This window comes from Lonepinella sp. MS14434, assembly GCF_042468235.1.
GTDB lineage: Bacteria > Pseudomonadota > Gammaproteobacteria > Enterobacterales > Pasteurellaceae > Lonepinella.
Genome location: NZ_CP170386.1, coordinates 949519 through 972506, shown reverse-complemented (window position 1 = coordinate 972506; position 22988 = coordinate 949519). Strand labels below are relative to the sequence as shown.

The 22988-nt window shown below is 38.3% G+C and carries 21 protein-coding genes; 6 read left to right on the top strand and 15 right to left on the bottom strand.

Annotated elements, in window-relative coordinates:
• Positions 1 to 142 precede the first annotated feature (142 nt).
• Positions 143 to 1183: a porin gene (locus tag O1Q79_RS04730; protein ID WP_386693218.1), complete on the top strand. Its 1041-nt coding sequence runs from the start codon at positions 143 to 145 to the stop codon at positions 1181 to 1183.
• 138 nt (positions 1184 to 1321) lie between these two features.
• Here the strand turns inward: O1Q79_RS04730 and O1Q79_RS04725 are convergent, their stop codons facing one another.
• From O1Q79_RS04725 to O1Q79_RS04705, 5 genes are read right to left on the bottom strand one after another with little or no spacing between them, the layout of a single operon-like run.
• On the bottom strand, positions 1322 to 2122 hold the full coding sequence (locus tag O1Q79_RS04725) for an ATP-binding cassette domain-containing protein (RefSeq protein ID WP_386693349.1): 801 nt from the start codon (positions 2120 to 2122) through the stop codon (positions 1322 to 1324).
• Positions 2123 to 2142: 20 nt separating this feature from the next.
• Positions 2143 to 3204, bottom strand: coding sequence for an oligopeptide/dipeptide ABC transporter ATP-binding protein (locus O1Q79_RS04720; RefSeq protein WP_386693217.1), 1062 nt, complete (start codon positions 3202 to 3204; stop codon positions 2143 to 2145).
• 8 nt (positions 3205 to 3212) lie between these two features.
• Positions 3213 to 4100 carry an ABC transporter permease subunit gene (locus O1Q79_RS04715; protein WP_386693216.1) on the bottom strand — a complete coding sequence of 296 codons (888 nt, stop codon included), beginning with the start codon at positions 4098 to 4100 and terminating at the stop codon, positions 3213 to 3215.
• Positions 4090 to 5061, bottom strand: a complete 972-nt coding sequence (locus tag O1Q79_RS04710; RefSeq protein WP_386693215.1) for an ABC transporter permease — start codon at positions 5059 to 5061, stop codon at positions 4090 to 4092. The genes O1Q79_RS04715 and O1Q79_RS04710 overlap by 11 nt, the downstream gene beginning before the upstream one ends.
• Complete coding sequence (locus O1Q79_RS04705; RefSeq protein ID WP_386693214.1) at positions 5058 to 6752, bottom strand: ABC transporter substrate-binding protein; 1695 nt, start codon at positions 6750 to 6752, stop codon at positions 5058 to 5060. Before O1Q79_RS04705 ends, O1Q79_RS04710 begins: the two co-directional genes overlap by 4 nt.
• Before the next feature lie 76 nt (positions 6753 to 6828).
• On the opposite strand from O1Q79_RS04705, the gene O1Q79_RS04700 reads away from it, so the two are divergent.
• The 3 genes from O1Q79_RS04700 (at position 6829) to O1Q79_RS04690 (ending at position 10404) form a co-directional block, all read left to right on the top strand.
• Positions 6829 to 8238 carry a YcjX family protein gene (locus tag O1Q79_RS04700; protein ID WP_386693212.1) on the top strand — a complete coding sequence of 470 codons (1410 nt, stop codon included), beginning with the start codon at positions 6829 to 6831 and terminating at the stop codon, positions 8236 to 8238.
• 46 nt (positions 8239 to 8284) lie between these two features.
• Positions 8285 to 9364: a YcjF family protein gene (locus O1Q79_RS04695; protein ID WP_386693211.1), complete on the top strand. Its 1080-nt coding sequence runs from the start codon at positions 8285 to 8287 to the stop codon at positions 9362 to 9364.
• A 68-nt stretch (positions 9365 to 9432) separates the two neighbouring features.
• Positions 9433 to 10404: a sigma 54-interacting transcriptional regulator gene (locus tag O1Q79_RS04690; protein ID WP_386693210.1), complete on the top strand. Its 972-nt coding sequence runs from the start codon at positions 9433 to 9435 to the stop codon at positions 10402 to 10404.
• Here O1Q79_RS04690 and hflX read toward each other — a convergent pair whose 3' ends face one another.
• The 7 genes from hflX to O1Q79_RS04655 form a co-directional block, all read right to left on the bottom strand.
• Positions 10405 to 11736 (bottom strand): ribosome rescue GTPase HflX, encoded by a 1332-nt coding sequence (gene hflX, locus O1Q79_RS04685; RefSeq protein ID WP_386693348.1) that lies wholly within the window; start codon positions 11734 to 11736, stop codon positions 10405 to 10407.
• A 56-nt stretch (positions 11737 to 11792) separates the two neighbouring features.
• The gene (gene hfq, locus O1Q79_RS04680) at positions 11793 to 12068 is read right to left on the bottom strand and encodes an RNA chaperone Hfq (protein ID WP_132300700.1); all 276 of its coding nucleotides are present in this window, start codon (positions 12066 to 12068) and stop codon (positions 11793 to 11795) included.
• Positions 12069 to 12128: 60 nt separating this feature from the next.
• Positions 12129 to 13067: a tRNA (adenosine(37)-N6)-dimethylallyltransferase MiaA gene (gene miaA, locus O1Q79_RS04675; protein WP_386693209.1), complete on the bottom strand. Its 939-nt coding sequence runs from the start codon at positions 13065 to 13067 to the stop codon at positions 12129 to 12131.
• Between the two features lie 9 nt (positions 13068 to 13076).
• Positions 13077 to 14894, bottom strand: a complete 1818-nt coding sequence (gene mutL, locus O1Q79_RS04670) for a DNA mismatch repair endonuclease MutL (protein WP_386693208.1) — start codon at positions 14892 to 14894, stop codon at positions 13077 to 13079.
• 22 nt (positions 14895 to 14916) lie between these two features.
• A complete protein-coding gene (locus tag O1Q79_RS04665) occupies positions 14917 to 16449 on the bottom strand; it encodes an N-acetylmuramoyl-L-alanine amidase (RefSeq protein ID WP_386693207.1) in 1533 nt (510 codons plus the stop codon).
• Between the two features lie 14 nt (positions 16450 to 16463).
• Positions 16464 to 16940 (bottom strand): tRNA (adenosine(37)-N6)-threonylcarbamoyltransferase complex ATPase subunit type 1 TsaE, encoded by a 477-nt coding sequence (tsaE, locus tag O1Q79_RS04660; protein WP_386693206.1) that lies wholly within the window; start codon positions 16938 to 16940, stop codon positions 16464 to 16466.
• 184 nt (positions 16941 to 17124) lie between these two features.
• Complete coding sequence (locus tag O1Q79_RS04655) at positions 17125 to 17595, bottom strand: LexA family protein (RefSeq protein WP_386693205.1); 471 nt, start codon at positions 17593 to 17595, stop codon at positions 17125 to 17127.
• A 252-nt stretch (positions 17596 to 17847) separates the two neighbouring features.
• Between O1Q79_RS04655 and sstT the strand changes: the two genes are divergently transcribed.
• Complete coding sequence (gene sstT, locus O1Q79_RS04650) at positions 17848 to 19074, top strand: serine/threonine transporter SstT (protein WP_386685751.1); 1227 nt, start codon at positions 17848 to 17850, stop codon at positions 19072 to 19074.
• Between the two features lie 118 nt (positions 19075 to 19192).
• Here sstT and lysS read toward each other — a convergent pair whose 3' ends face one another.
• The 3 genes from lysS to prfB all read right to left on the bottom strand — a co-directional run bounded on the left by lysS (position 19193) and on the right by prfB (position 22076).
• Positions 19193 to 20701, bottom strand: a complete 1509-nt coding sequence (gene lysS / locus O1Q79_RS04645; RefSeq protein ID WP_386693204.1) for a lysine--tRNA ligase — start codon at positions 20699 to 20701, stop codon at positions 19193 to 19195.
• Between the two features lie 56 nt (positions 20702 to 20757).
• Entirely contained in the window at positions 20758 to 20964 is a 207-nt protein-coding gene (locus O1Q79_RS04640; RefSeq protein ID WP_386693202.1) for a hypothetical protein, read from the bottom strand.
• A gap of 13 nt (positions 20965 to 20977) precedes the next feature.
• Positions 20978 to 22076 (bottom strand): peptide chain release factor 2 gene (gene prfB, locus O1Q79_RS04635; protein ID WP_386693201.1). Its coding sequence is split into 2 segments (ribosomal slippage): positions 20978 to 22000 and positions 22002 to 22076, totalling 1098 coding nucleotides; the frame shifts between segments, so codons are not numbered across the junction.
• Between the two features lie 161 nt (positions 22077 to 22237).
• Between prfB and dsbC the strand changes: the two genes are divergently transcribed.
• Positions 22238 to 22927: a bifunctional protein-disulfide isomerase/oxidoreductase DsbC gene (gene dsbC, locus O1Q79_RS04630; protein ID WP_386693200.1), complete on the top strand. Its 690-nt coding sequence runs from the start codon at positions 22238 to 22240 to the stop codon at positions 22925 to 22927.
• The last annotated feature ends 61 nt before the right edge of the window (positions 22928 to 22988 follow it).

Below are 22988 nucleotides of genomic sequence, written 5' to 3'. Positions count from 1 at the left end.
TGTCTTTTCTGATTGACGAGAATTTCATTCTTTGGCAATATGGTCTCGCTTTAAAAAAAGCGAGATTTGACAGTTTTAAATTTAAAAAGTTCAAATCTTGGTTGTATATAACAATAATCCTGATACAAAGAAGGAAAACATTATGAAAAAAACATTAGTAGCATTAGCAGTGGCTGCAACAGCCGCTACAGCAGTAAGCACAGCAAACGCTGCCACCGTTTATGAACAAAATGGCACAAAAATTGAATTAAGCGGTTCATTCCGTATGTTCTTAGGTCGTTTAGGTGATGATCAACGTGGTGACCTTGTAAATGACGGTTCTCGTGTAATTCTCAAAGCGAGCCAAGATTTAGGTAATGGTTTATCTGGTTTGGCTGGTTATGAATTACGTTTTAACGATAATGCAGATTCAAAAAGTACCTTTAATAACCCAACAACTAAATATTTATATGGTGGATTAAATCATCAAGATGTTGGTACCTTAACATTCGGTCGCCAAGCAACTAATGCGGATGATATTATTGGTGATAACGGTTATTTCAATAGTGGAGCATTAATTCCATTAACTACTAGTGCTAAGAAAGAAATTAAATTCCGTTCTGCTGAATGGAATGGTTTCAGTTTCGGTTTAGATTATTTATTCGGTGATAGTAGCAAAGATCGCACTAGCACTGGTTCAACAGATGATAGTTTGAAAAACGGTTATGCTGCAACATTATTCTATAATTTTGCGATTGATGATAATCAAGCATTAGATTTCGGTGCGGTATATAGCCAAGATAATTATGACAATGGTACAACAAGAGATACCGTTGCGAAAAACCGTCAATGGTTAGTCCATGCAGGTTATACCGTAGGTCCATTCAATTTAGGCTTAAACTATGGTCAATCTAACTATAAAGTGAAAGCAGATAAATCAAATGATAAAGGTCGTTATTCTTTAGTTCAAGCTAGCTACCAAGTGACAGAACCATCTCGTGTTTATGTACAATGGGAACGTCTTGAAGCAAAAGAAGACAATATCCAACATCAATACTTAGTAGGTGTGGACTATAAATTACACAAAAACGTCATTACTTATGTTGAGTATGCTCATCAACGTACTAAAACTTATGTAGCAAATGCAGAACCAACAACCGAAAAAGACAATGTTTACGGTGTAGGTTTACGTGTATATTTTTAATCAATAGATTAGTCAATTTGTTGAAAAACCCGAACATTGAGTTCGGGTTTTTTTGTTTCCCCGCACTGGCGATGGGGCTAGATTATATTAAGATGCGGAGCATCGTCACCATGCTTAACCTCGTACGACACGGGAAGGTCACCACTCTCTCTCCCAAGCCCTATCATCCAACACATGCTCAAAATGGCTTTCTACTAACCGCTTGGTAATATCACTTTTCGGATGGCTAAATAAATTTCTGGTTGAACCGTATTCCACTACTAACCCTTTATCCATTACAAGCACCTGATCTGCAATATGCTTCACAAAACCTAAATGTTGACTGACATAAATATAAGCAACGCCACGACGTTCTTGTACGTTTAGCATTAAATTGGTTAATTGGGTTTTAACGGACGCATCTAGGGTGCCAATAGTATCATCGGTAATAATAATCTGTGGTTCAAGAATTAAAGCTTGAGCAAAAGCAATACGTTGTTTTTGGCTGGCAGAAAGGGTGTGGATTTTCACGTTAGTATGATCGGGATAAAGACCGACTAAACGTAAGGTTTCAAAGATTTTTTCATTACGCTGTTGTTCATTCAGATTTGTCCCTAATTTTAAAGGCATATCAAGAATTTGCCCGATATTTAAGCGTGGATTAAAGGCAGAATTAGGATCTTGCATGAGCATTCGGATACGTTTGGAACGGTATTGATAATCGCCAAAAGTGAGGGGTTTGCCGTCTAATACAATTTGCCCTGATGTGGGGCGAGTGATACCCACAATCATTTTTGCCAGAGTTGATTTACCAGAGCCGTTATTTCCAATAATGGCTAATGTTTGTTTGCGTGCAAGGCTAAAACTGACATCTTGTACGGCGTGAAAGGTATCTGGCCCAAACAAACCTTGATGTTCTTTAAAGGATTTGGATAAATCATTAACGTCTAAAAGTGCGATCATTTTTCTTCCGTTTTATTTTATTCATCATGGTGTTGTACGGGAATATCTACGTTTAATCTCAACGGACTTGCCGTTTCTTTAATCGTATCATTTTCACGTAAATTCAGTGGATGATGACAGGCAAATTGGTGTTGTTTAATCCGGCGTAATGGTGGTTTATTCACGCAATCTTTTTGAGCAAAAGGACAACGTGGACCTAAGCGACATCCCATTGGCATATGTTCTAACAACGGTACGCTACCTCGTAGGGTACTCAAACGGCTTTTAAATGGCAATGGTTGGCTGAAATCTGGGGTAGCATGTAGCAATGATGCGGTATAAGGGTGAAAAGGATTTTCCAGTACGCTTTCCTTTGGTCCCGTTTCAGTATTTTGTCCACAATATAACATCGTGAGACTGTCACACCATTTACTAATTTCCGCAATATCATTGCTGGCGAATAAAATAGTCATGCCATTATTTTTATTCATACTGGAAAGCAAGCGAAAGATCTGCAACTGAGTTGTGGGTTCTAATGAATTAGTCGGCTCATCAGCAATTAATAAGCGTGGTTGATTCGCCACTGCAATGGCAATCATCACTTTTTGCCCTTCCCCCTCTGTGATTTCTTTTGGGTAGCTATTCATAATATCTTTATGTTCTTTGATTCCCACTCTGTGCAATAATTCAATGGCGCGGCGTTTTTTCCAGCCAAACCATTTCCACCAACGTCCTTTAAATGTCCAAGATGGAATATTTTGAATAATTTGTTTACCGATCTTACGGCTTGGATCAAGATAAGTGAGAGGTTCTTGATAAATCATTGAGATCGCTTTGCCAACCAGTTTACGTCGTTTATAAGGGCTGAGCTTTAACAGTTCCACATCATCAAAACGAAAACGATCGGCGGTGATAATCCAGTTATCTTTAAAAGCATTACAAATCACTTTTGCGATCAGACTTTTACCCGAGCCAGTTTCACCCACTAGACCACAAATTTCACCTTCATCAAGGGTTAAATTAACGTTATCCACCAATCTAATTCGCCCTTGTGAGGTCGGAATTTCAATACAAAGATTACGAATATCTAATAATGCCATGGTTGCTCCTATTCATAATATTTGTTGATAGCTTTACATAAGCCATTGCCAAATAACATTACGACCAACATTGAAAGAATAATCGCCACACCGGGTAAAATGACGGTCCAAGGGGCGAGATAGATAAGTTCTAAACTATCTCGAATCATTGCTCCCCATTCAGGTGTTGGGCGTTGAGCTCCTAAAGCAATAAAACTTAAGGCACTGATTTCCATTAATGTCACTGAAAAGGAACGGATAATTTCTTGAATATAACGAACACTGATATTTGGTAAAATCGTTTCTTTCAGTAACACTGTGTTAGAGATACCCTCCAGTTGCAATACTAAAACGTATTCTTTTTTAAGTTCTTGATGTACCGCTTGATAGATTTCATGAATAAAGTGCGGTAATAAAGCGAGTAAAATGGCTAACATGGCATTTGGTAAACTCGGTTCCATTAAAGTAGCAATCACAATACTAATTAATAAAATTGGAATGGACAAAAATGCATCCAGAAAATGCCCAAGCATGCGAGATTTTAGACCTGTTGACATGCCCGCCATAATGCCTAACAGTCCGCCGATAATAGAAACGAAAAATACCACAATCACCGTACTGCCAAAAGTATAGGTCACACCATTAAGCAAGCGACTAAACAAATCCCGCCCGAGATCATCGGTACCGAAAAAGTAGATAACTTTCCCGGCACTATTCCAAGAAGGGGGGGTTAATTCTTCGCCTACAAATTGCATATCACTACTATAAGGGGCTAACCAAGGGGCGAAAATAGCAATTAATAATAAGGCGACCGTGGCATAGAAACTAAATAAGGCTACACGATTTTTATGGAACAATCGCCAAATTTGGTTTAAGGCATCACTGTCACGGAATTCATAAGGTTCTTTATCGAGCATTATTTAGCCATCCTTTTTTGCCAAAGGGGTCGAGTAAAAATAAACTAAATTCGGCTAGAATATTTACAGCCATAATAAATAAACCGATAATAATCACCCCTACCGCAATACTGTTATAGTCTTGTTGATTCATAGCTAAAATTAACCAGCGTCCGATTCCCGGCCAAGCGAAAGTCGTTTCTATCAGCATTGACAAGGCTAATGTAAACGTAATCAAGCGTGGCAACTCGGGAATTAATATCGGCAACGTGTTACGACAGATATAACGATGTAAAATAGTAAAATTTGACCAACCACGGGTCATAGAAAATTTTACATAATTTTGTGACAAAATCCATTCCGTACGTTGTTGCACTAATTTTGTGATTTCCATAGTAGGGGATATGGCTAACACGAGAGTTGGCAACGACAAATGTTGAAATACATTTTGAATAATTTTAATTCGATAGGGGACATCCACTAACCATACATCAATAGCCGTAAAGCCGGTGACAGATGGAATTTCATAAAGCACATTATATTGCCCAACAGCAGAAATTTCCCAACCATAGATCGCAGCAAAATAGAGCAAAATTGGCGCAATCCAAAATACTGGTACAGACACACCAAAAGACGATAAACCACTGATCGCCTTGCCATAAATCCGATTTTTATTAAATGCACCGATAATCCCTAAAGGTACACCAAATAGAAATGCCAATATAATCGCAAAGAAACAAAGTTCTAAGGTGGGAGGAAAGACGGTGAAAATCGCAGAATTGAGCGAGTCGCCACCATTATAAGTAATGCCTAAATCGCCTTTAATCAAACTACCCACATAACTAACATAACCGGAAAAAAAGTGCGGTTGAGAAAATGAAATATTGGATGGATCACGCATAAAAATGCTGTAGCTCACCAACGACAACAAAAACAGGTTAATAAAGGTCAGAAAAATACGGCGACAGAATGCGTACATCATTTTTTGCCTCTGATGGATAATTTTTCAAAGTTAATATTACCAAAAGGCGACACTTCAATTCCTTTCACTTCCGCATTGGAAATTAACAAGCGTTTAATATTAGCAATCGGGAAAATTGGTAATTCCGTTAAGACTTCTAGTTGAGCTGCATAGTAATCCGATGCTCGCATATCAATATTATGGTTAATTAAGGCAAAATCTAATAAGCTATCGAATTTAGGTGAACACCAGTTAGATAGATTAGTGATTTCATTGGTCGTATTGCAACTTAAAATAGGACGTAAGAAGCTATCAGGATCTAAGTGACTGGTGAGCCAACCGCTTAAGATTAGATCATAATCCTCAGTTTTATTATTGAGATTTCGCATCAAAAAGTTACGAGAAACCGACCGCACTTTCACTTTTACACCGACTTTTTCTAGGTCCGACTTAATCATTTCTGCCATTTTAATCGGAGACGGATTATACACTTGTTCTTGATCTACCACCCACATTTCCAATTTGAGATTTTTATCCTGTAATACACTTTTTGCCTGTTGTGGATTATATTGATAGAAAAAACCACGTCGCGAATCACTAGAAGCCCAAGATACCGGCGGAATAATACGATTAGCAATGGTGGCGGTATCATAATAAATATGTTTTATAATCCGTTCACGATTAATCGCTTGAGCAATGGCGCGGCGAGTATCTCTATCTTGCATAGCGGGACGTAAAAAGTTAAACGCCAAATAAGACAAATTCATGCCGTCCATCATGGTCATTTGAAAACGCTCACCATTATTTTTTAACAAGCCTAATTGGCTTGGTTCGGGGAAACTCGCAATTTGACATTCATTGTTGAAAAATTTAGCTAAACGTCCCATTTTATCGGTGGAAAGATCGATAACAATATGGGGAATAGACGGTTTTTTACCCCAGTAATGAGAATGACGTTGTAAGCGAATATATTGACTACGGAAATAATCTTTTACTTGATACGCTCCCGTTCCTACGGGTAATTCATCCAGCTGGCTGAGATTATCGTCCGCATTGAGTTGCAGCGCATATTCTTGCGATAAAATCACCGCATATTGGCTGGCGAGATGAGATAATACTGATGCATCAGGGGCGAACAGTTCAATTTTCACTGTATAAGGATCAATAGATTCTACTTGTTTAATTTTCTGGTTTAATTTCACGCTTTCAAAATACGGAAAGCGAGATTTTTTAGCCAGTTCGTGGAAAATCTGATATTGTCGATTAATATTTTCATTGCTGTCACTAGCAAATTCAGGCAAAGACGTATTATGCCCTAGCACGCGATTTAACGAGAAAACCACATCATCTGCATTAAGATTGCGAGTTGGGGTAAACCAAGCGGTGTGATGAAACTGTACGCCCTTACGTAAATTAATAATAATGGTTTTGCCGTCCGCCGAAATACTATAAGATTGCGCCAGTGACGGCTCGACTTTGGCACTGTTGTTATGCGGTTCAAATAATTTATTATAGATTTGTTCGGTCACCACATTCATACTGGTGCCGGCATCTGCCGTTTGGGGGTTAAAAGAAAATCCACTGGCATTAGTACAGTAAATTAAACCATTATCTGTTATAATTTCAGGCACTTTTGGGGCAGAGAATGCCGTATGCGTTGTGCTTAGTAGCCAAAGCAATAGAAAAAAACGAAAGATACGGAAATTCAACATTGTTAGCCTAAATGAAATTATATGTGATAAATTAGCCTTAATTTTATAGGATTTAGACAAAGATTAAAAACAAAATATGTTCAATACGTTACAAAAAGAAATTAATCAATTTATTAACCGCGGTTTAGATCGCAGTTTACGTCTTGCAGTGACAGGGTTAAGTCGTAGTGGTAAAACCGCTTTTATTACCAGTTTAATCAATCAGTTATTACATATTAATCAGGTTGATAATAGTCATTTACCGTTGTTTGATCCGGCTCGAAATTTACGGATCTTAGGGGTAAAACGCGTTGCTCAACTGGATTTAAGTATTCCACGCTTTGAATATGAACGGAATTTAAGCGAACTGCAACAAAAACCACCGCACTTTCCGCAATCTACTCGTGGCGTGAGTGAAACAAGACTCGCTATTCGCTATCAACGCCAGAACGGTTTAATGAGTTATTTAAAAGAAACCGGTACATTGTATTTAGATATTTTTGATTATCCGGGGGAATGGTTGCTTGATTTGCCATTGTTAGCATTAAGTTATCAACAATGGTCGCAAGAATTATCTCAACTGTTTAATGATAAACGGAAAAATCTTGCTCAACCTTGGCTGGCAAAAGTGGCAAAATTAGATTTAACGGCGCTTGCCAATGAAGATGTATTAGCGGAAATTGCACAAGATTACACGGATTATTTGCAAGCGTGTAAAGATCGGGGATTGCACTTTATTCAACCGGGGAGATTTGTATTGCCTGCAGAATTGGAGGGAGCACCAGCCTTGCAATTTTTCCCCTTGTTAGATCTGACGACAGAACAATGGGAGCAATTAAAAAACAGTGCAAATTCAAAAAGTTATTTTGCTGTCTTAGTTCAGCGTTATGAATATTATCGGCATAAAATTGTGAAAAAATTCTATCAAGATTATTTTGCCAATTTTGATCGTCAAGTGATTTTAGCCGATTGCTTAACACCGTTAAACCACAGTCGGCAAGCCTTTGATGATATGCGTGAGGGGTTAACTCAACTGTTTAAAAACTTCCATTATGGTAAACGCCATCTGTTAACTCGCTTATTTTCGCCACGCATTGATAAATTAATGTTTATTGCCACCAAAGCAGATCATATTACTAGCGATCAGGTGCCAAATTTGATCAGTTTAATGCGACATTTGGTGCAAAAAGGCGGTAGCTATGTGGAGTTTGAGGGGATTGAAACTGAGTATAGTGCCATTGCATCTATTCGAGCAACACAACAAGTGAACGTCACCCAAAATGGTCAGAAATTCAAAGCTATTCAAGGTGTACGTTCAAGCGATTTGCAACAGGTCACGGTTTTTCCAGGTTCTGTGCCGATGAAAGTGCCAAATGAAGCATTTTGGCAAACTAACAAATTTGAATTTGACCAGTTTGAACCACAGCCTTTAGAACAAGGCGAAAATATACCGCACTTACGGATGGATACAGTGTTGCAGTTTCTATTAGGGGATAAGCTGGATTAAAGGAGCTATGCCCGTTTCTATGACAATAAAGTTTTCAGGATAATAAATGAACGATAAAATAATATTTGATGATATTCAACAAACAGAACAAGCACAGTTCTTTCAAGCCAAACAAGAGTTTAACCAAGAAAATGTTGAAATTGAAATAGATCAAGAACCCTTAGAGGGTGAGTTACTGGATGAAAAATTTGAACAGGCGATTGGTGCAAAATCTAACTGGTGGACAAGAGCTTTAATGATCGTTTTCAGCTTATTGCTGATCGCCATTGTGGCACAGTCTATTCAATGGATGCTAGACACATGGCAACAACATCAATGGATTTATTTTGTGTTTGCGTTGGTGAGCTTTTTTGTGGTGGTACTCGGTTTAACGGCAATAGGCAAAGAATTTTTACGCCTACGGAATTTGCGCCAACATCTGTTAATGCAAAAACAAAGTGCTGATTGGCAAATGGAGCCAAGTAAAAGTGCGGTGCAATTTAGCCAAGATTTATCAAATGAAGAAAGCCAACAATTCTGCTTAAATGTAGCAAAAGCGATGCAACTCGATCTTGAACACCCGACGATTGTACAATGGCAAAAACAGCTTTCTGAAAGTCATCATGCTCAAGAAGTCGGCTTTTTGTTTAGCCAAACTGTGATGCAACCCTTTGATAAAAAAGCAAAACAGTTAATCACCAAAAACGCTATTGAAAGTGCCGTAGTGATTGCGGTAAGTCCTTTAGCCGTGGTAGATACCTTTTTTATGGCGTGGCGGAATATTCGTTTAATAAATCAAATTGCTCGTTTATATGGTATTGAACTTGGTTATTTTAGTCGCTTACGTTTAATGAAATTGGTGTTAATGAATATGGCATTAACGGGTGCAACGGAGCTTATTCAAGAAGTTGGGATGGACTGGCTTTCACAAGATGTGATGGCAAAACTTTCTGCTCGAGTAGGACAAGGTATCGGCGCAGGTTTATTAACCGCTCGATTAGGCATTAAAACCATGGAATTTTGCCGACCATTAGCTTTTCAAAAAGGTGAGAAACCACGTTTGAGCCATATTCATCGGGAAGTATTGAGTCATTTGAAATCGACGGTTTTGAATACGAGTAAGATAATGAAAAAGGAAAAATTGTAAAGATTAATTGACGGGTTAGAATTTTTAGTTTACATTTTAAGAATCCATTCTATAAAGAGATAGCAAAAATGACTGAAAATTCACCGCACTTTATGCCAACTTTTGCCGATATTGTAGCTTATAGCGACGCAATGCAAGCCTTAGTGACAAAAGCTAAAAAATTTGCTTTGCTTAACGCCCCGTTATTAATTCAAGGGGAAACGGGTACGGGTAAGGATCTACTTGCCAAAGCTTGTCATCAAGAAAGTGAACGTAGAGCGAACAAATTTATTGCGGTAAATTGTGCAGGCTTACCGAGTGAAGATGCGGAAAGTGAAATGTTTGGGCAAGCTAAAGGGGATAAAACCAGTATTGGCTTTTTTGAATATGCAGACGGTGGCACGGTATTGTTAGACAGTGTGGCAGAATTGTCTCTCCCATTACAGGCGAAATTGCTCCGTTTCTTAACCGACGGTACATTCCGCCGAGTGGGTGAAGAACAGGAACATTATGCTGATGTTCGCGTGATCTGCACAGCACAACAATCTTTACAATATGCCGTGCAACAAGGCAAAGTGCGTAGTGATTTATTTCATCGCTTAAATGTATTAACCCTAGATGTTCCGCCTCTACGTGAACGCCAGCAAGACATTCAACCTCTTACACAATTATTTATTCAGCAAATTAGCCAACATTTGCATATTTCTACACCGCAGTTTAGTCCGGATTTTATTGATTATTTACAGCATTATGAGTGGACTGGTAATGTACGAGAATTGTACAATGCGTTATATCGTGCTTGTTCGCTGGCAGAAAATGACCAACTAAGTATTCAAGGGTTGAATCTTGCCGAAAAAGTTCTCATGGGTGTTGAGCATACTATATTTTCAATAGATCAATTTGATAACCAGACGCTCGATCAAATTATGGCAAAGTTTGAATCTCAGGTATTAAATGAATTTTATCAGAAATACCCGAGTACCAGAAAATTAGCTAAGCGATTAGGATTGTCACATACCGCTATTGCGAATAAGTTAAAGGCTTATGGGATTGGAAAATAGTTAATCTATCTTTTCAGCTTGGTTGAATTCTTGTAGTTCTGCAAACTTTTTCGTCAATTTCATCCATTCTACCTGATCAATTTCAACGTTAAGTTGGTATTCGCCAAGCTCATTAACTTGTTCTTGTCTAACACAATCTAACTGATAAAAAGCGTGGCGGATTTTGCCTTGATTTGGAGATAATCTGATCGTAAGCGACAAAATGGTATTTTTTAAGCGTTGCCGAATGGCATCAAATAATAAATCCATTCCAATCCCCGATTGGGCGGCAAGATAAACAGCAATTGGCTGGTTTTCATCATTATATTCAATATGTGGAACAACATTTTCTAGCTTATCAATTTTATTATAAACTAATAAAGTAGGGACTTTATCTGCATTGATCTCTTGTAATACCTCATTCACTGCTTGAATATTTTCCAGTTTACGACTGTCAGCACTATCTATAACATGCAGTAATAAACTTGCCTCGGTAGTTTCTTGTAAGGTTGATTTAAAGGCGGATACTAAATCATGGGGAAGTTCTCGCACAAAACCGACGGTGTCGGCTAAAATAGTGGTTCCCACATCTTGAATTTGTAATCGGCGTAGCGTTGGGTCAAGCGTCGCAAACAATTGATCCGCCACATACACATTGGCTTGCGTTATTTGATTAAACAGGGTGGATTTGCCAGCATTAGTATAGCCGACTAAAGAAATGGTAGGAATATCCGCTTTTTGCCGTGTCTGGCGATTTTGGTTACGTTGTTTTGCCACTTTTTCTAAACGGTTCTGTAATTGAGCAAGACGAACTTTGATTAAACGGCGATCTGTTTCTAATTGGGTTTCTCCCGGTCCACGTAAACCTACCGCCCCTTTCTGTTGATCTAAGCCTGTTTTTCGGCGAATGAGACGCGTATATAAATGCTTGAGTTGAGCTAATTCTACTTGTAATTTTCCTTCGTGAGATCTGGCTCGTTGCGCAAAAATATCTAAAATTAATCCGGTACGATCGACTACTCGGCATTGGCATAGACTTTCTAGATTTCGGGTTTGTGCTGGCGTGAGTTGGTGGTTTACTAGAATCACATTGGCATTGTGCAGTTCAACTGCTTGAGCAATTTCTTCCGCTTTGCCTTGCCCCACAAAATATTTGGCTTGTGGTGTGCAACGCGCTGTGGTGATCACTTGAGCGATTTCCACTTGAGCCGATTTTGCCAGTAGCTGAAATTCATTGAGATCGTCAAGGTTTTTATTCGGTGAGAAAAAGACGTGTACAATGATCGCCTTATCTTGTGCAGCAGAATGAATTTCAGGGCGAGGAAGTGCGGTGAAAATGTTATGATTTTCCACCGCACTTTGTTGATGATTGAATGTGATATTCGGTTGGAGCAAATAGTCTGTCAATCTTATTCCGTCGGGGTTTCCGTTTCAGGTTGTGGTGCGTTTTGGTATTGCTGTGCATTATTATTATGATGCGATACTGAACGAGCAGGTACAACCGTTGAAATAGCGTGTTTATACACCATTTGATTCACCGTATTTTTTAACAAAATCACAAATTGATCGAAAGATTCAATTTGCCCTTGTAGTTTGATACCGTTGACTAAATAAATTGAAACCGGAATACGCTCACGACGGAGTGCGTTTAAGTAAGGATCTTGTAATGATTGCCCTTTTGCCATTTTATTTTCCTTCTTATTATTGTTATACGTTAGCACGTTTTGGCTAACTATCTCACTATATCAATTTTGCATAGCAAGATCAAAGGCTTGTTGTACCTTTTGAAGATTTTGTTCATTTTCTAAGCTATCTAGCCATTGAATAGGGGTTTTCCAGCCACGTAACCAAGTAATTTGTCGTTTGGCAAGCTGTCTTGTGGCACAAATTCCACGATAAATCGCTTCATTTAAATCATAATCACCACGTAAATATTCCCACATTTGGCGATAACCTACGCAACGAATAGAGGGTAAATGAATATTTAAATCAGATCGAGCATACAGTTTTTCCACTTCTTCCTGAAAACCTTGTTTAATCATGTTGTGAAAACGTTGTTCAATACGTTGATGTAATATGCCACGATCTTCAGGGGCGATGGCAAATTGCAAGAGATGATAGGGGAGCGATTCACCTTTTTGTTCAGTCAATTCAGTTAACGATTTTCCGGTTAAATAAAACACCTCTAAAGCGCGATTAATGCGTTGGCTATCGTTGGGATTAATGCGTTGTGCAGAAATGGGATCGATTTGAGCCAGTTCTTGATGTAAACTCGCCCATCCCCGTTGTTCTGCTTTATTTTCAATTTCTTGACGTATATTTTCATCGCCATTAGGCAACGGTGAAAGTCCTTCTAATAAGGCTTTGTAATACAGCATTGTGCCCCCCACTAATAAAGGAATTTTGCCTTGATGGGTAATTTCCGCCATTTCACGCAAAGCATCAGTGCGGAAATTCATGGCAGAATAGCTTTCTGCGGGATCAAGAATATCAATTAAACGATGTGGGGCAAGGTTTAATTCTGCGGCACTCGGTTTGGCTGTACCGATGTCCATTCCCTTATAAATTAACGCACTATCTACGCTGATAATTTCTACCGGCAAAGTTTGGTATAAGCGAATGGCTAAATCGGTTTTCCCCGATGCAGTAGGACCCATGAGAAAAATGGCAGTAGGTTTTGACATTGTTATTCCTTATGGCAAATAGCTTGAGAAATCCAATTTAATCAGCAAGGATGTCAACGGATTTTGTGTTTTTGTCAACAGTTCTACTTCTTGCAATAAATTCACCGCACTGGCAAGACTGGTAATATCGTTCAGTTCAATCAGATTTAAAAGTGCGGTGAAAAAATCGGTGTTTTTTTCGATATTGAGATGAAGCAAAGAAACCACAATTTTTTGGAGATTTTGTTGACGTAAACATTGTGGTACGCAATTGAGTGTAATGCGGTGTTGGGTTAAATTTTCCACAAATTCAAAGCCATATTCTGCAAAAAAGGCTTTTTGTTGTTGCCATTGCTCCTGTTGTTGGTTATCTAAACGAAAAACAACAGGAATAAGTAAGGGTTGTTTGCTGTGATTCGGGTCGCTAAGTGCAAGCTCAACCCGTTGTTTTTGCAAGTGATCTAACGGCAATAAATAAAAATCCTGATGTTGTTGCAATAACAATGCTTTATTTTCAACAAATGACAATACTCGTAATACATTGGTTTGAGGCTGTATTGGTTCAACTACAAGGGGTGAGATATTTTCTATTTTTTCGGTTTGAAGTAATTCACCGTATAACCGCTGTTCGGTTTTGCTTGGTTTATGCGTTTCAACCTGTGGTACATGTGGTAAAACCTGCGGTGTAAAATAAGAGGTTTGGGAGCCAGTTTTGCCTGAATGAATAAAAATATTGTCTCCAGCAGCTTGGCGATTTGGTTTTACCGTTGCTTGATAATCCGCTGCGGGTTCTTCAATTTGAATGTGGCAAAATGACGAGTGATTGTCATCCGAATGAAAATTGAGCTGTTGCGCGGATAACAAGGCATTGCTTACCCCTTGATAAATAAAATCGTGAATCAGACGAGCTTGTTGAAAACGTACTTCGTGCTTTGTTGGATGAACATTTACATCCACATCATTGGGATTAAGATCCAAAAATAACACGAAGGCAGGATATTGTTCAGTATTCAAATGCTCGGCATAGGCTTGGCGAATTGCATGCGTGACGACTTTATCCTTTACCATTCGACCATTGATATAACAATAATTTAACTCATTTTGTGAACGAGAACAGTCAGATATAGCTATCCAGCCTGATAAATGCAAATCGTCATGTTTCCAGTTGATTGCAAGGGCTTGTTGGACAAAATCCTCCCCACAAATCGCCGCAACACGTTTCAAAATTTGGGATTTTTCCACCGCACTTTTATATTGACGAATGATTTTACCATTGTGCGTGAGGGTAAAAGCAATCTGCGATTTGGCGAGTGCAATACGGCGGATCACTTCATCAATATGAGCAAATTCAGTTTTATCTGAACGTAAGAATTTCCGTCTAGCTGGCGTATTGAAAAATAAATTTGCCACTTCAACCGTTGTGCCAACAGGGTGTGAAGCGGGTACGATAGTACTTTGCTGTTCACGCCCTTGTACATAAACTTGCCACGCTTCTTTTTGTTCAGCGGTGCGAGAAGTCAAGGTTAAACGAGATACTGAACTAATACTCGCCAAGGCTTCGCCACGAAACCCGAGACTTAAAATGGATTCTAGATCTTCCAAGCAAGTAATTTTACTGGTCGCATGGCGAGCTAAGGCTAAAGCTAATTCCTCTTTGACAATGCCACAACCATTGTCCCGAATCCGAATCAGTGTCGCACCACCATTTTCAATATCAATTTGAATGCGATCTGCTCCGGCATCAAGGCTATTTTCTACTAATTCTTTAACTACCGACGCAGGGCGTTCCACCACTTCGCCAGCAGCGATTTGGTTAGCTAATTGTGGTGGCAGAATGTGAATAGCCATGGTGTATTTTGTTCCTTTGTTCTTATTCGCGAATTTGGATTTTTTGTCCAGTTATGACTTTACCGTCTTTTAACTTCGGATTCAGTTTTAAAATCGTATTTGGCGAAATGCCATATAAACGACCGACCGCATAAATCGTTTGATCCTTTTCAATAGTATGATATTTCGGAATTTCTTTACTTTTTTCCTTGCTATCTTTGACGTCTTTTGCGTTAGCTTTGTTATTGTCTTTGTTGACTGTTTTTGTATTACTTTCTTTCTTAGCGGTATCGGTATTGCTGTTTTTTTCCGTTATTTTACTGTTATTCGTCGGAATTTTCAGTTTTTCCCCAATCCGTAATTCTTTACGTTTAAGTTGATTTAATAACACAATATCATCACTACTGACATCATATTTTTTCGCAATTTTATCTAAACGCTCACCCGATTTAACGATATGTACAACACCACTGTCTTTAATTTTATTATTGTCAGTAGATTTATCGACCTTTTTATCGCTCGCTTTTGCGGTGGATTTTGTGGTGTTTTTACCGTTATCTGGAATTTTAATGGTTTCATCAATCCATAATTCTTTACGTTTAAGATTATTTAAACTTAGAATATCTGCAGATTTTACGTCATACTTTTGAGCTAAACCACCAAGGGTTTCTCCAGATTTGACTTTATGACGAATACCACTGTCTTTTAGCAAATCATTTTTATCAGTATTATTGATTTTATTGCCTTTACTATTATCTGGTGCCGTGTTTTTTGTGTCTTCTTTTACAGTTTCTTTGTAGGATACCGTGGTATTGACATCTAACCCACCATTACGGCGACGATAATCCACTAGTCCTTGATAAATAATATAAGCAATTCGTTTACGATAAGATTGTGTGCTGAGTTTAGCTTCTTCTTCCGTGTTGGATAAGAAACCGGTCTCGACTAAAACTGAGGGAATATCAGGCGAACGCAATACACCAAGACTCGCGTGTTGTGGACGACTACGACTGAGTTGGGTAATTTTGGAAAAGTGTTGTAAAATCGTCGTGCCTAATTCATAACCTACACGTTGGCTATGACCAAATTGCAGATCCAACACAGTTTGATTAAGATAGGCTTCCTTACTATGAGATAGCACTTTACCCGCACCACCGAGTAATTCCGATTGTTTTTCGTGATCTTCTAACCATTGTCCCATTTCATCATTAGCTCGGCGGTTGGATAATACCCATACCGAAGCGCCACGCAAAGTTGGTTTTAGCGAAGAATCTGCATGAATGGAAATAAGATAGTTGGCTTTATTACGCCGTGCAATTTCTGAACGTGTCGGCACCGTAATATAATAATCGCCGCTACGCGTGAGAACGCCACGGAAATTCGGATCTTTATCTAATAAAGCTTTCAGTTCACGAGCAATAGAAAGCGTGACATTTTTTTCGTAAATATGTAGATTGCGTCCGATTGCTCCCGGATCTTTACCGCCATGTCCGGGATCGATTGCAATCGTCCAAACTTCCGCAAAAGCGCCAGAAGAAAAAAGTGCAGTTAAAATTAACAGTAAAATACGTTTCATTCGATAAAATAGTCTTATGGTAATTGGTTAATAATTTCTGTTCCGAGCAAGCTGTTAGACACTAATTCAATGTTTCGAGTCGTATTATCATAACTTATATTAATTAATAGATCTGGCGAATTTAATATGCCTTCACCTTTTTCCGCCCATTCAATTAGGCAAATAGAATTGGTTGTGAAATAATCACGAATCCCCATAAATTCCAGTTCTTCAGGATCATTAAGGCGGTACAGATCAAAGTGATAAATGTGTCGGTCTGCCAAATGATATTCTTCGACTAAAGTATAGGTTGGGCTTTTTACATTGCCTTGGTGTCCTAAACCTTGAATCATACCACGGCTTAAAGTCGTTTTTCCTGCCCCTAAATCACCGTTTAAATAGATAATAAATCCATTTTTATCGGTGATATTGTAAATTAATTTAACTAATTTTTCGCCAAATAGGCAAGTGGCTTGTTCATTAGCAAGATGTTGGCAGTATGTTGTATTCATTATTATGGTTTAATTGATTTGTTACAAAAATGGTGAAAATTATACCGCACTTTGAGAATATTTACAGTAAAATCTATTTGCTAGCTTGCGATAAGCTCATTGTTGTGAGCCTAGATATGAAAAGCAATAGCCACTAGATATGGAAAATCTTTAATGGCTATAGCTTTATTGTATTATAGTTGTATTATGCTGCGAATTTTATTGTATCTTTACGCGGTTTTATTTGATGAATGGTATTTGTTACCGTTCCAATAATGGGTAATTCTCCCCAATTATGGGTTTTAATATGATGAGCTTTTGAACTCAATGGAAAGAAAATAAATTCACCATTATTGTGATTTACAAATTCATACACTTCCATTTGTTGTCCAATTTCGAGAACAATTAAATCCCCCAAAGATAAACTATCATTCTTTTCTACAACTAACATATCATTTTGCTCAATTCCCCAAGCCAACATATCTGGATTAGTGACACGAATAAAACAAGTTTGCTGTGGGCGTTTAATGCAATATAAATTAAGATCGAGTTTTCGACTATAATTTTTCGTCATAGCTTGTCGATCTTCAAAATATGGAATCGGATGGTAAGAAAAATCATTGGCGATCATAGCATTTGTATTGTTGTAGTGAGCATTGTTGATAGCGTTATTCATAATAATTACCCTGTAAAAATTTAAACTTGTTTTTTTGAACAGGTGTATGTTACTGTATTTCAAAACAGTTGGTCAAGTGGAAATTTAGATTTTTTTTAATTTTTCATATAAATTTTTATAAAAAGGCGGAATCTCATATTTTTATTATTTCTTTTGAGTTAAATTTCAGCTATCTTTAATTCCCCTATTGGATCGTTAAGATCTGTGTGATTAACCCGCAAGCAAACGCTTGCATAATTTTGTGATTTACTTATGAATAGTTCACGTTTATTTTCATTATTATTCCAAGGAAGTTTAGTAAAACGAATTTCTATTGGTTTAGTTCTCGGTATTTTGCTTGCCGTGATTTCACCAGAATTGGCAGCTAAATTCGGCGTATTAGGAACAATTTTTGTTAAAGCATTGCGTGCTGTTGCACCTATTCTTGTGTTTGTATTAGTGGTTTCTGCTATTGCAAATCGTCAAGTAGGCTCAAAAAGCAATATGAAATCTATTATTTATCTTTATATTTTGGGGACGTTTTTAGCTGCGGTAACAGCCGTTATTGCAAGTTTTATGTTCCCTTTAACGATCCCTCTGCGTGCTGTAGCAAATGAATTAAGCCCTCCCGGATCGATTAGTGAAGTATTAACTACCGTAGTGTTAAATATCTTTGATAATCCTATTGCGGCTTTATCGAATGCTAATTTTATTGGTATTTTAGCTTGGGCGATTGCACTAGGTTTAGTATTGCGTCATGCTTCTGAAAGTACCAAAAATGTATTTAATGATATTTCCGAAGCAGTATCTAAAATTGTGCATTTAGTTATTGGATTGGCTCCATTTGGGGTATTCGGATTAGTGACAGAAACCTTGGGTGATAAAGGCTTATCTGCTTTAGGTAACTATGTTTATTTACTTGTCGTATTATTAGGTTCAATGTTCTTCGTTGCTTTCGTGATGAATCCTATTATTGTGTATTGGAAAATTCGCCGTAACCCATATCCATTAGTATGGGAATGTGTACGAGTAAGTGGTCTAACAGCTTTCTTTACCCGTAGTTCTGCTGCGAATATACCTGTGAATATGGAATTAGCGAAACGCTTAAATCTTGATGAAGAAACCTATTCAGTATCGATTCCATTAGGGGCGACCATTAATATGGGTGGTGCCGCCATTACTATTACCATTTTAACCTTAGCAGCAGTGAATACCTTAGGTATTCAAGTTTCTATTCCTTCGGCAATTTTGTTAAGCCTTGTTTCTGCCATTTGTGCTTGTGGTGCATCTGGTGTGGCAGGCGGTTCCTTATTATTAATTCCGTTAGCTTGTAGCCTATTTGGTATTTCTGCGGATATTGCTGCTCAAGTGATTGCAGTAGGCTTTATTATTGGTGTATTGCAAGATTCTGCCGAAACGGCATTAAATTCATCAACTGATGTACTTTTTACGGCGGCAGTTTGTCAAGCTGAAGATCTCAAAGAGCAAAAATCAGCATAATTGATGTTATTAGCGTAGTTATTATAGCGTAGGTGTGTTTGTCTAGGCTAAAATAAGCGAAAAAAAACCGCACTTTGATTTATTTTAAAGTGCGGTTAAATTTTACCTTTTTTTCAGATTATTTCTGCTTCATCGCTGGGAATAGAATCACATCACGAATCGATGCTGCGTTAGCAAATAGCATAGCCAAACGGTCAATACCTAATCCCTCACCTGCCGTTGGTGGTAAACCGTGTTCAAGGGCAACCACGAAGTCATCATCTTTAAACATCGCTTCATCATCACCTGCATCTTTCGCTGCAACTTGGGCATCAAAGCGTTCCGCTTGATCTTCCGCATCGTTAAGTTCGGAGAAGCCATTACCAATTTCACGACCACCAATAAAGAGTTCAAAACGATCGGTCACTTCAGGATTGTCATCATTACGGCGTGCCAATGGTGAGATTTCCGCTGGGTGAGCCATTAAGAATGTTGGCTGAATTAAGTGATGTTCTGCCACTTCTTCAAAAATCGCATTAACGATAGAACCTAAGCCCCAAGATTTTTGTACTTCAATACCCAGTTTTTTGGCAACAGCTTTAGCACGATCGAGATCATAAAGATCGTCTTTTACAATGCCTTTATCTGCACCGTATTTAAGCACTGCATCGTGCATGGTAATACGCTCAAATGGCTTGCCGAAATCAAATTCGTATTCGCCGTAAGGCACAATCGTCGTACCCAGAATATCAAGGGCTAATTTGCGTAGCAATTCTTCGGTGTTATCCATTAAATCGTGATAGTCTGCGTATGCTTGATAATATTCAATCATGGTAAATTCAGGGTTATGTCGCACAGAAACGCCCTCATTACGGAAGTTACGGTTCAATTCAAACACCCGTTCAAAACCGCCCACTACTAAGCGTTTTAAATACAACTCAGGGGCAATACGCAAGTACATATCAATGTCTAAGGCATTGTGATGGGTTACAAATGGACGTGCTGCCGCACCGCCAGGGATCACTTGCAACATTGGGGTTTCCACTTCAATAAAGCCTTTACTCAGGAAAAATTCACGCATACCTGAAATGACTTTAGAACGAATAATAAACGTGCGGCGAGAATCTTCGTTCGCAATTAAATCTAAATAACGTTGACGATAGCGGATTTCTTGATCGCTCAAACCATGGAATTTATCGGGTAATGGACGTAATGCCTTGGTTAATAATTGCACTTCATGGGCTTTAACAGTTAATTCATTGGTTTTGGTTTTAAATAATGTCCCTTTTACACCGACAATATCGCCTAAATCCCAATGTCCTACATCCTCTTTGTAAACACCTTCGGGTAAATTATCACGTGATACATAAAGCTGAATTTTGCCGCTCATATCTTGCAAGGTGATAAATGTTGCTTTGCCCATTGCACGGCGAGTCATAATACGACCTGCCACGGCAACTTGAATGTCTTCCGCTTTTAATGCTTCGCCATCTGTACTATCGTGTTTATCATGTAAATCTTGTGCTAACGCATCACGGCGGAATGTGTTAGGGAACGCATTGCCTTTTGCTCGTAATGCTTTTAATTTCTCACGACGGACTGCCATTTCACCATGAAAATCCAGTTCTGTTGTTTGTTGTTCTGTCATTTTGGTTACCTTTTAATAATTAAATCTTTTAAATAAATTTGTATCAATGGAAACGGTTATAATTTATACTTATTAAACTTTTCTCTCACTAATTTTGCTGTTTGAGCATAATCAATTTCTTCAGGTGATAATCCATATAGTTTATTTCGCAATCCAGTGAGAAGATCGCTGTCTTCATTGCGTTCACCTGTTTGAATTACAATCAAACCTAACGTTTGAGAAATACCATTAATTAAACTGTCTTTTTCCATTAATGTACACATTGTTTATTCCCTCTTACAATCCAGCCTTAAGACTCGCTTCAATAAACCGATCTAAATCACCGTCTAATACGGCTTGGGTATTGCGATTTTCCACGCCTGTGCGTAAATCTTTAATCCGACTATCATCTAATACATAGGAACGAATCTGACTGCCCCAGCCAATGTCGGATTTGCTTTCTTCCAAGGCCTGTTTATCGGCATTTTTCTTCATCATTTCCATTTCATACAGCTTGGCTTTGAGCTGTTTCATACATTGATCTTTGTTTTTGTGTTGCGAACGGTCGTTTTGACATTGCACCACAATACCGCTTGGAATATGGGTAATTCGCACCGCACTTTCGGTTTTATTCACGTGCTGACCACCTGCTCCCGAGGCACGATACACATCAATGCGTAAATCCGCTGGATTGATGTCAATATCAATATCATCATCAATTTCAGGGTAGATAAAGGCAGCCGCAAAAGAGGTATGACGGCGATTATTGCTATCAAACGGACTTTTCCGTACTAAACGATGAATTCCTGTTTCGGTGCGAAGCCAACCAAAGGCATATTCACCTGATACTTTAATGGTTGCTGATTTCAGACCTGCCACATCACCATCGGACACTTCCATTAATTCGGTCTTAAATCCTTTCGATTCCGCCCAACGCAAGTACATTCGCAATAGCATTTCTGTCCAGTCTTGTGCTTCTGTCCCACCTGAACCAGCTTGCAAATCCACATAACAATCACAACTGTCGTGTTGCCCGCTGAACATACGTTGAAATTCTAATTTGGCTAACTGCTGTTCTAATTCATCAAGTTCTGCAACGGCTTCATTAAAGGTTTGTTCATCTTCGCCCTCAATCGCTAATTCAAGCAAACCGTCCACGTCTTCTAAGCCTTGATCGAGTTTTTTAATGGTATTGACCACTAATTCAAGGGCAGATCGTTCTTTGCCTAAGGCTTGGGCTTTTTCAGGTTCATTCCAGACTTCAGGCTGTTCCAATTCGGCATTGACTTCTTCTAAACGTTCGACTTTGGTGGCAAAGTCAAAGATACCCCCGAAGGACGTTAGTACGCTCGGCGAGATCGGTAATTTTATTTTTTATTGGGTTAATTTCAAACATAACATGATTTCTTAAATTCTGTGAGCCGTGAATTATAGTCTATTTACCAGCAGTTGTGTAGTGTTTGGGTGAAATCTGTTATTGGTTAAATAGTTAAATTCAACGGAAAGTTATGCTAAACTAGCAAACCAGTTTTTTGATTATGATGATGGACAGTAAAAATGTACAAATTTTTCACCGCAGTTTTTCTCGCATTGTTCGCCTTTTATGCTATGGCTGATGACAAAGCGATTATTGCTAAGTTAACTAAAATGGGTATGCAACAGGTTGAAGTTAAAGATTCGCCGATTCAAGGGTTAAAAACCGCTAATACAGAAGAAGGTATTTTGTATGTGAGTGATGATGCAAAATATGTTTTGCACGGTAAATTATATGAATTAACTGATAAAGGTCCTGTAGATGTTGCAGCGAAGTCCTTGATGACTACCTTAGAAAATTATAAAAATGAAATGATTGTTTACCCTGCAAAAAATGAAAAGCATGTAGTAACTATATTTATGGATATTAGCTGTTATTATTGCCATAAATTACACGAACAGATCAAAGACTATAACGAACAAGGGATAACTGTACGTTATTTAGCTTTTCCACGTCGTGGGGTGGCGAGTAATGATCAAACTGCTCAACAAATGGAAGCTATTTTTACTGCTCAAGATAAAGTTCAAGCGTTAAATGATGCGGAGCAAGGTAATTTACCAAAACACTTGAAAGCACCGAATATTGTGGCAAAACATTATAAATTAGGTGTGGCATTTGGAGTACAAGGTACGCCAGCAATTTTGACTGAAAATGGTGAAATTATTGGCGGTTATTTGGATCCGAAAGCATTGCTAGCTGAATTAAATAAATAAGCAATAACGATTAGGGTGCAACGTATGAATGCACCCTACAATGATTAATTAATAATAACAA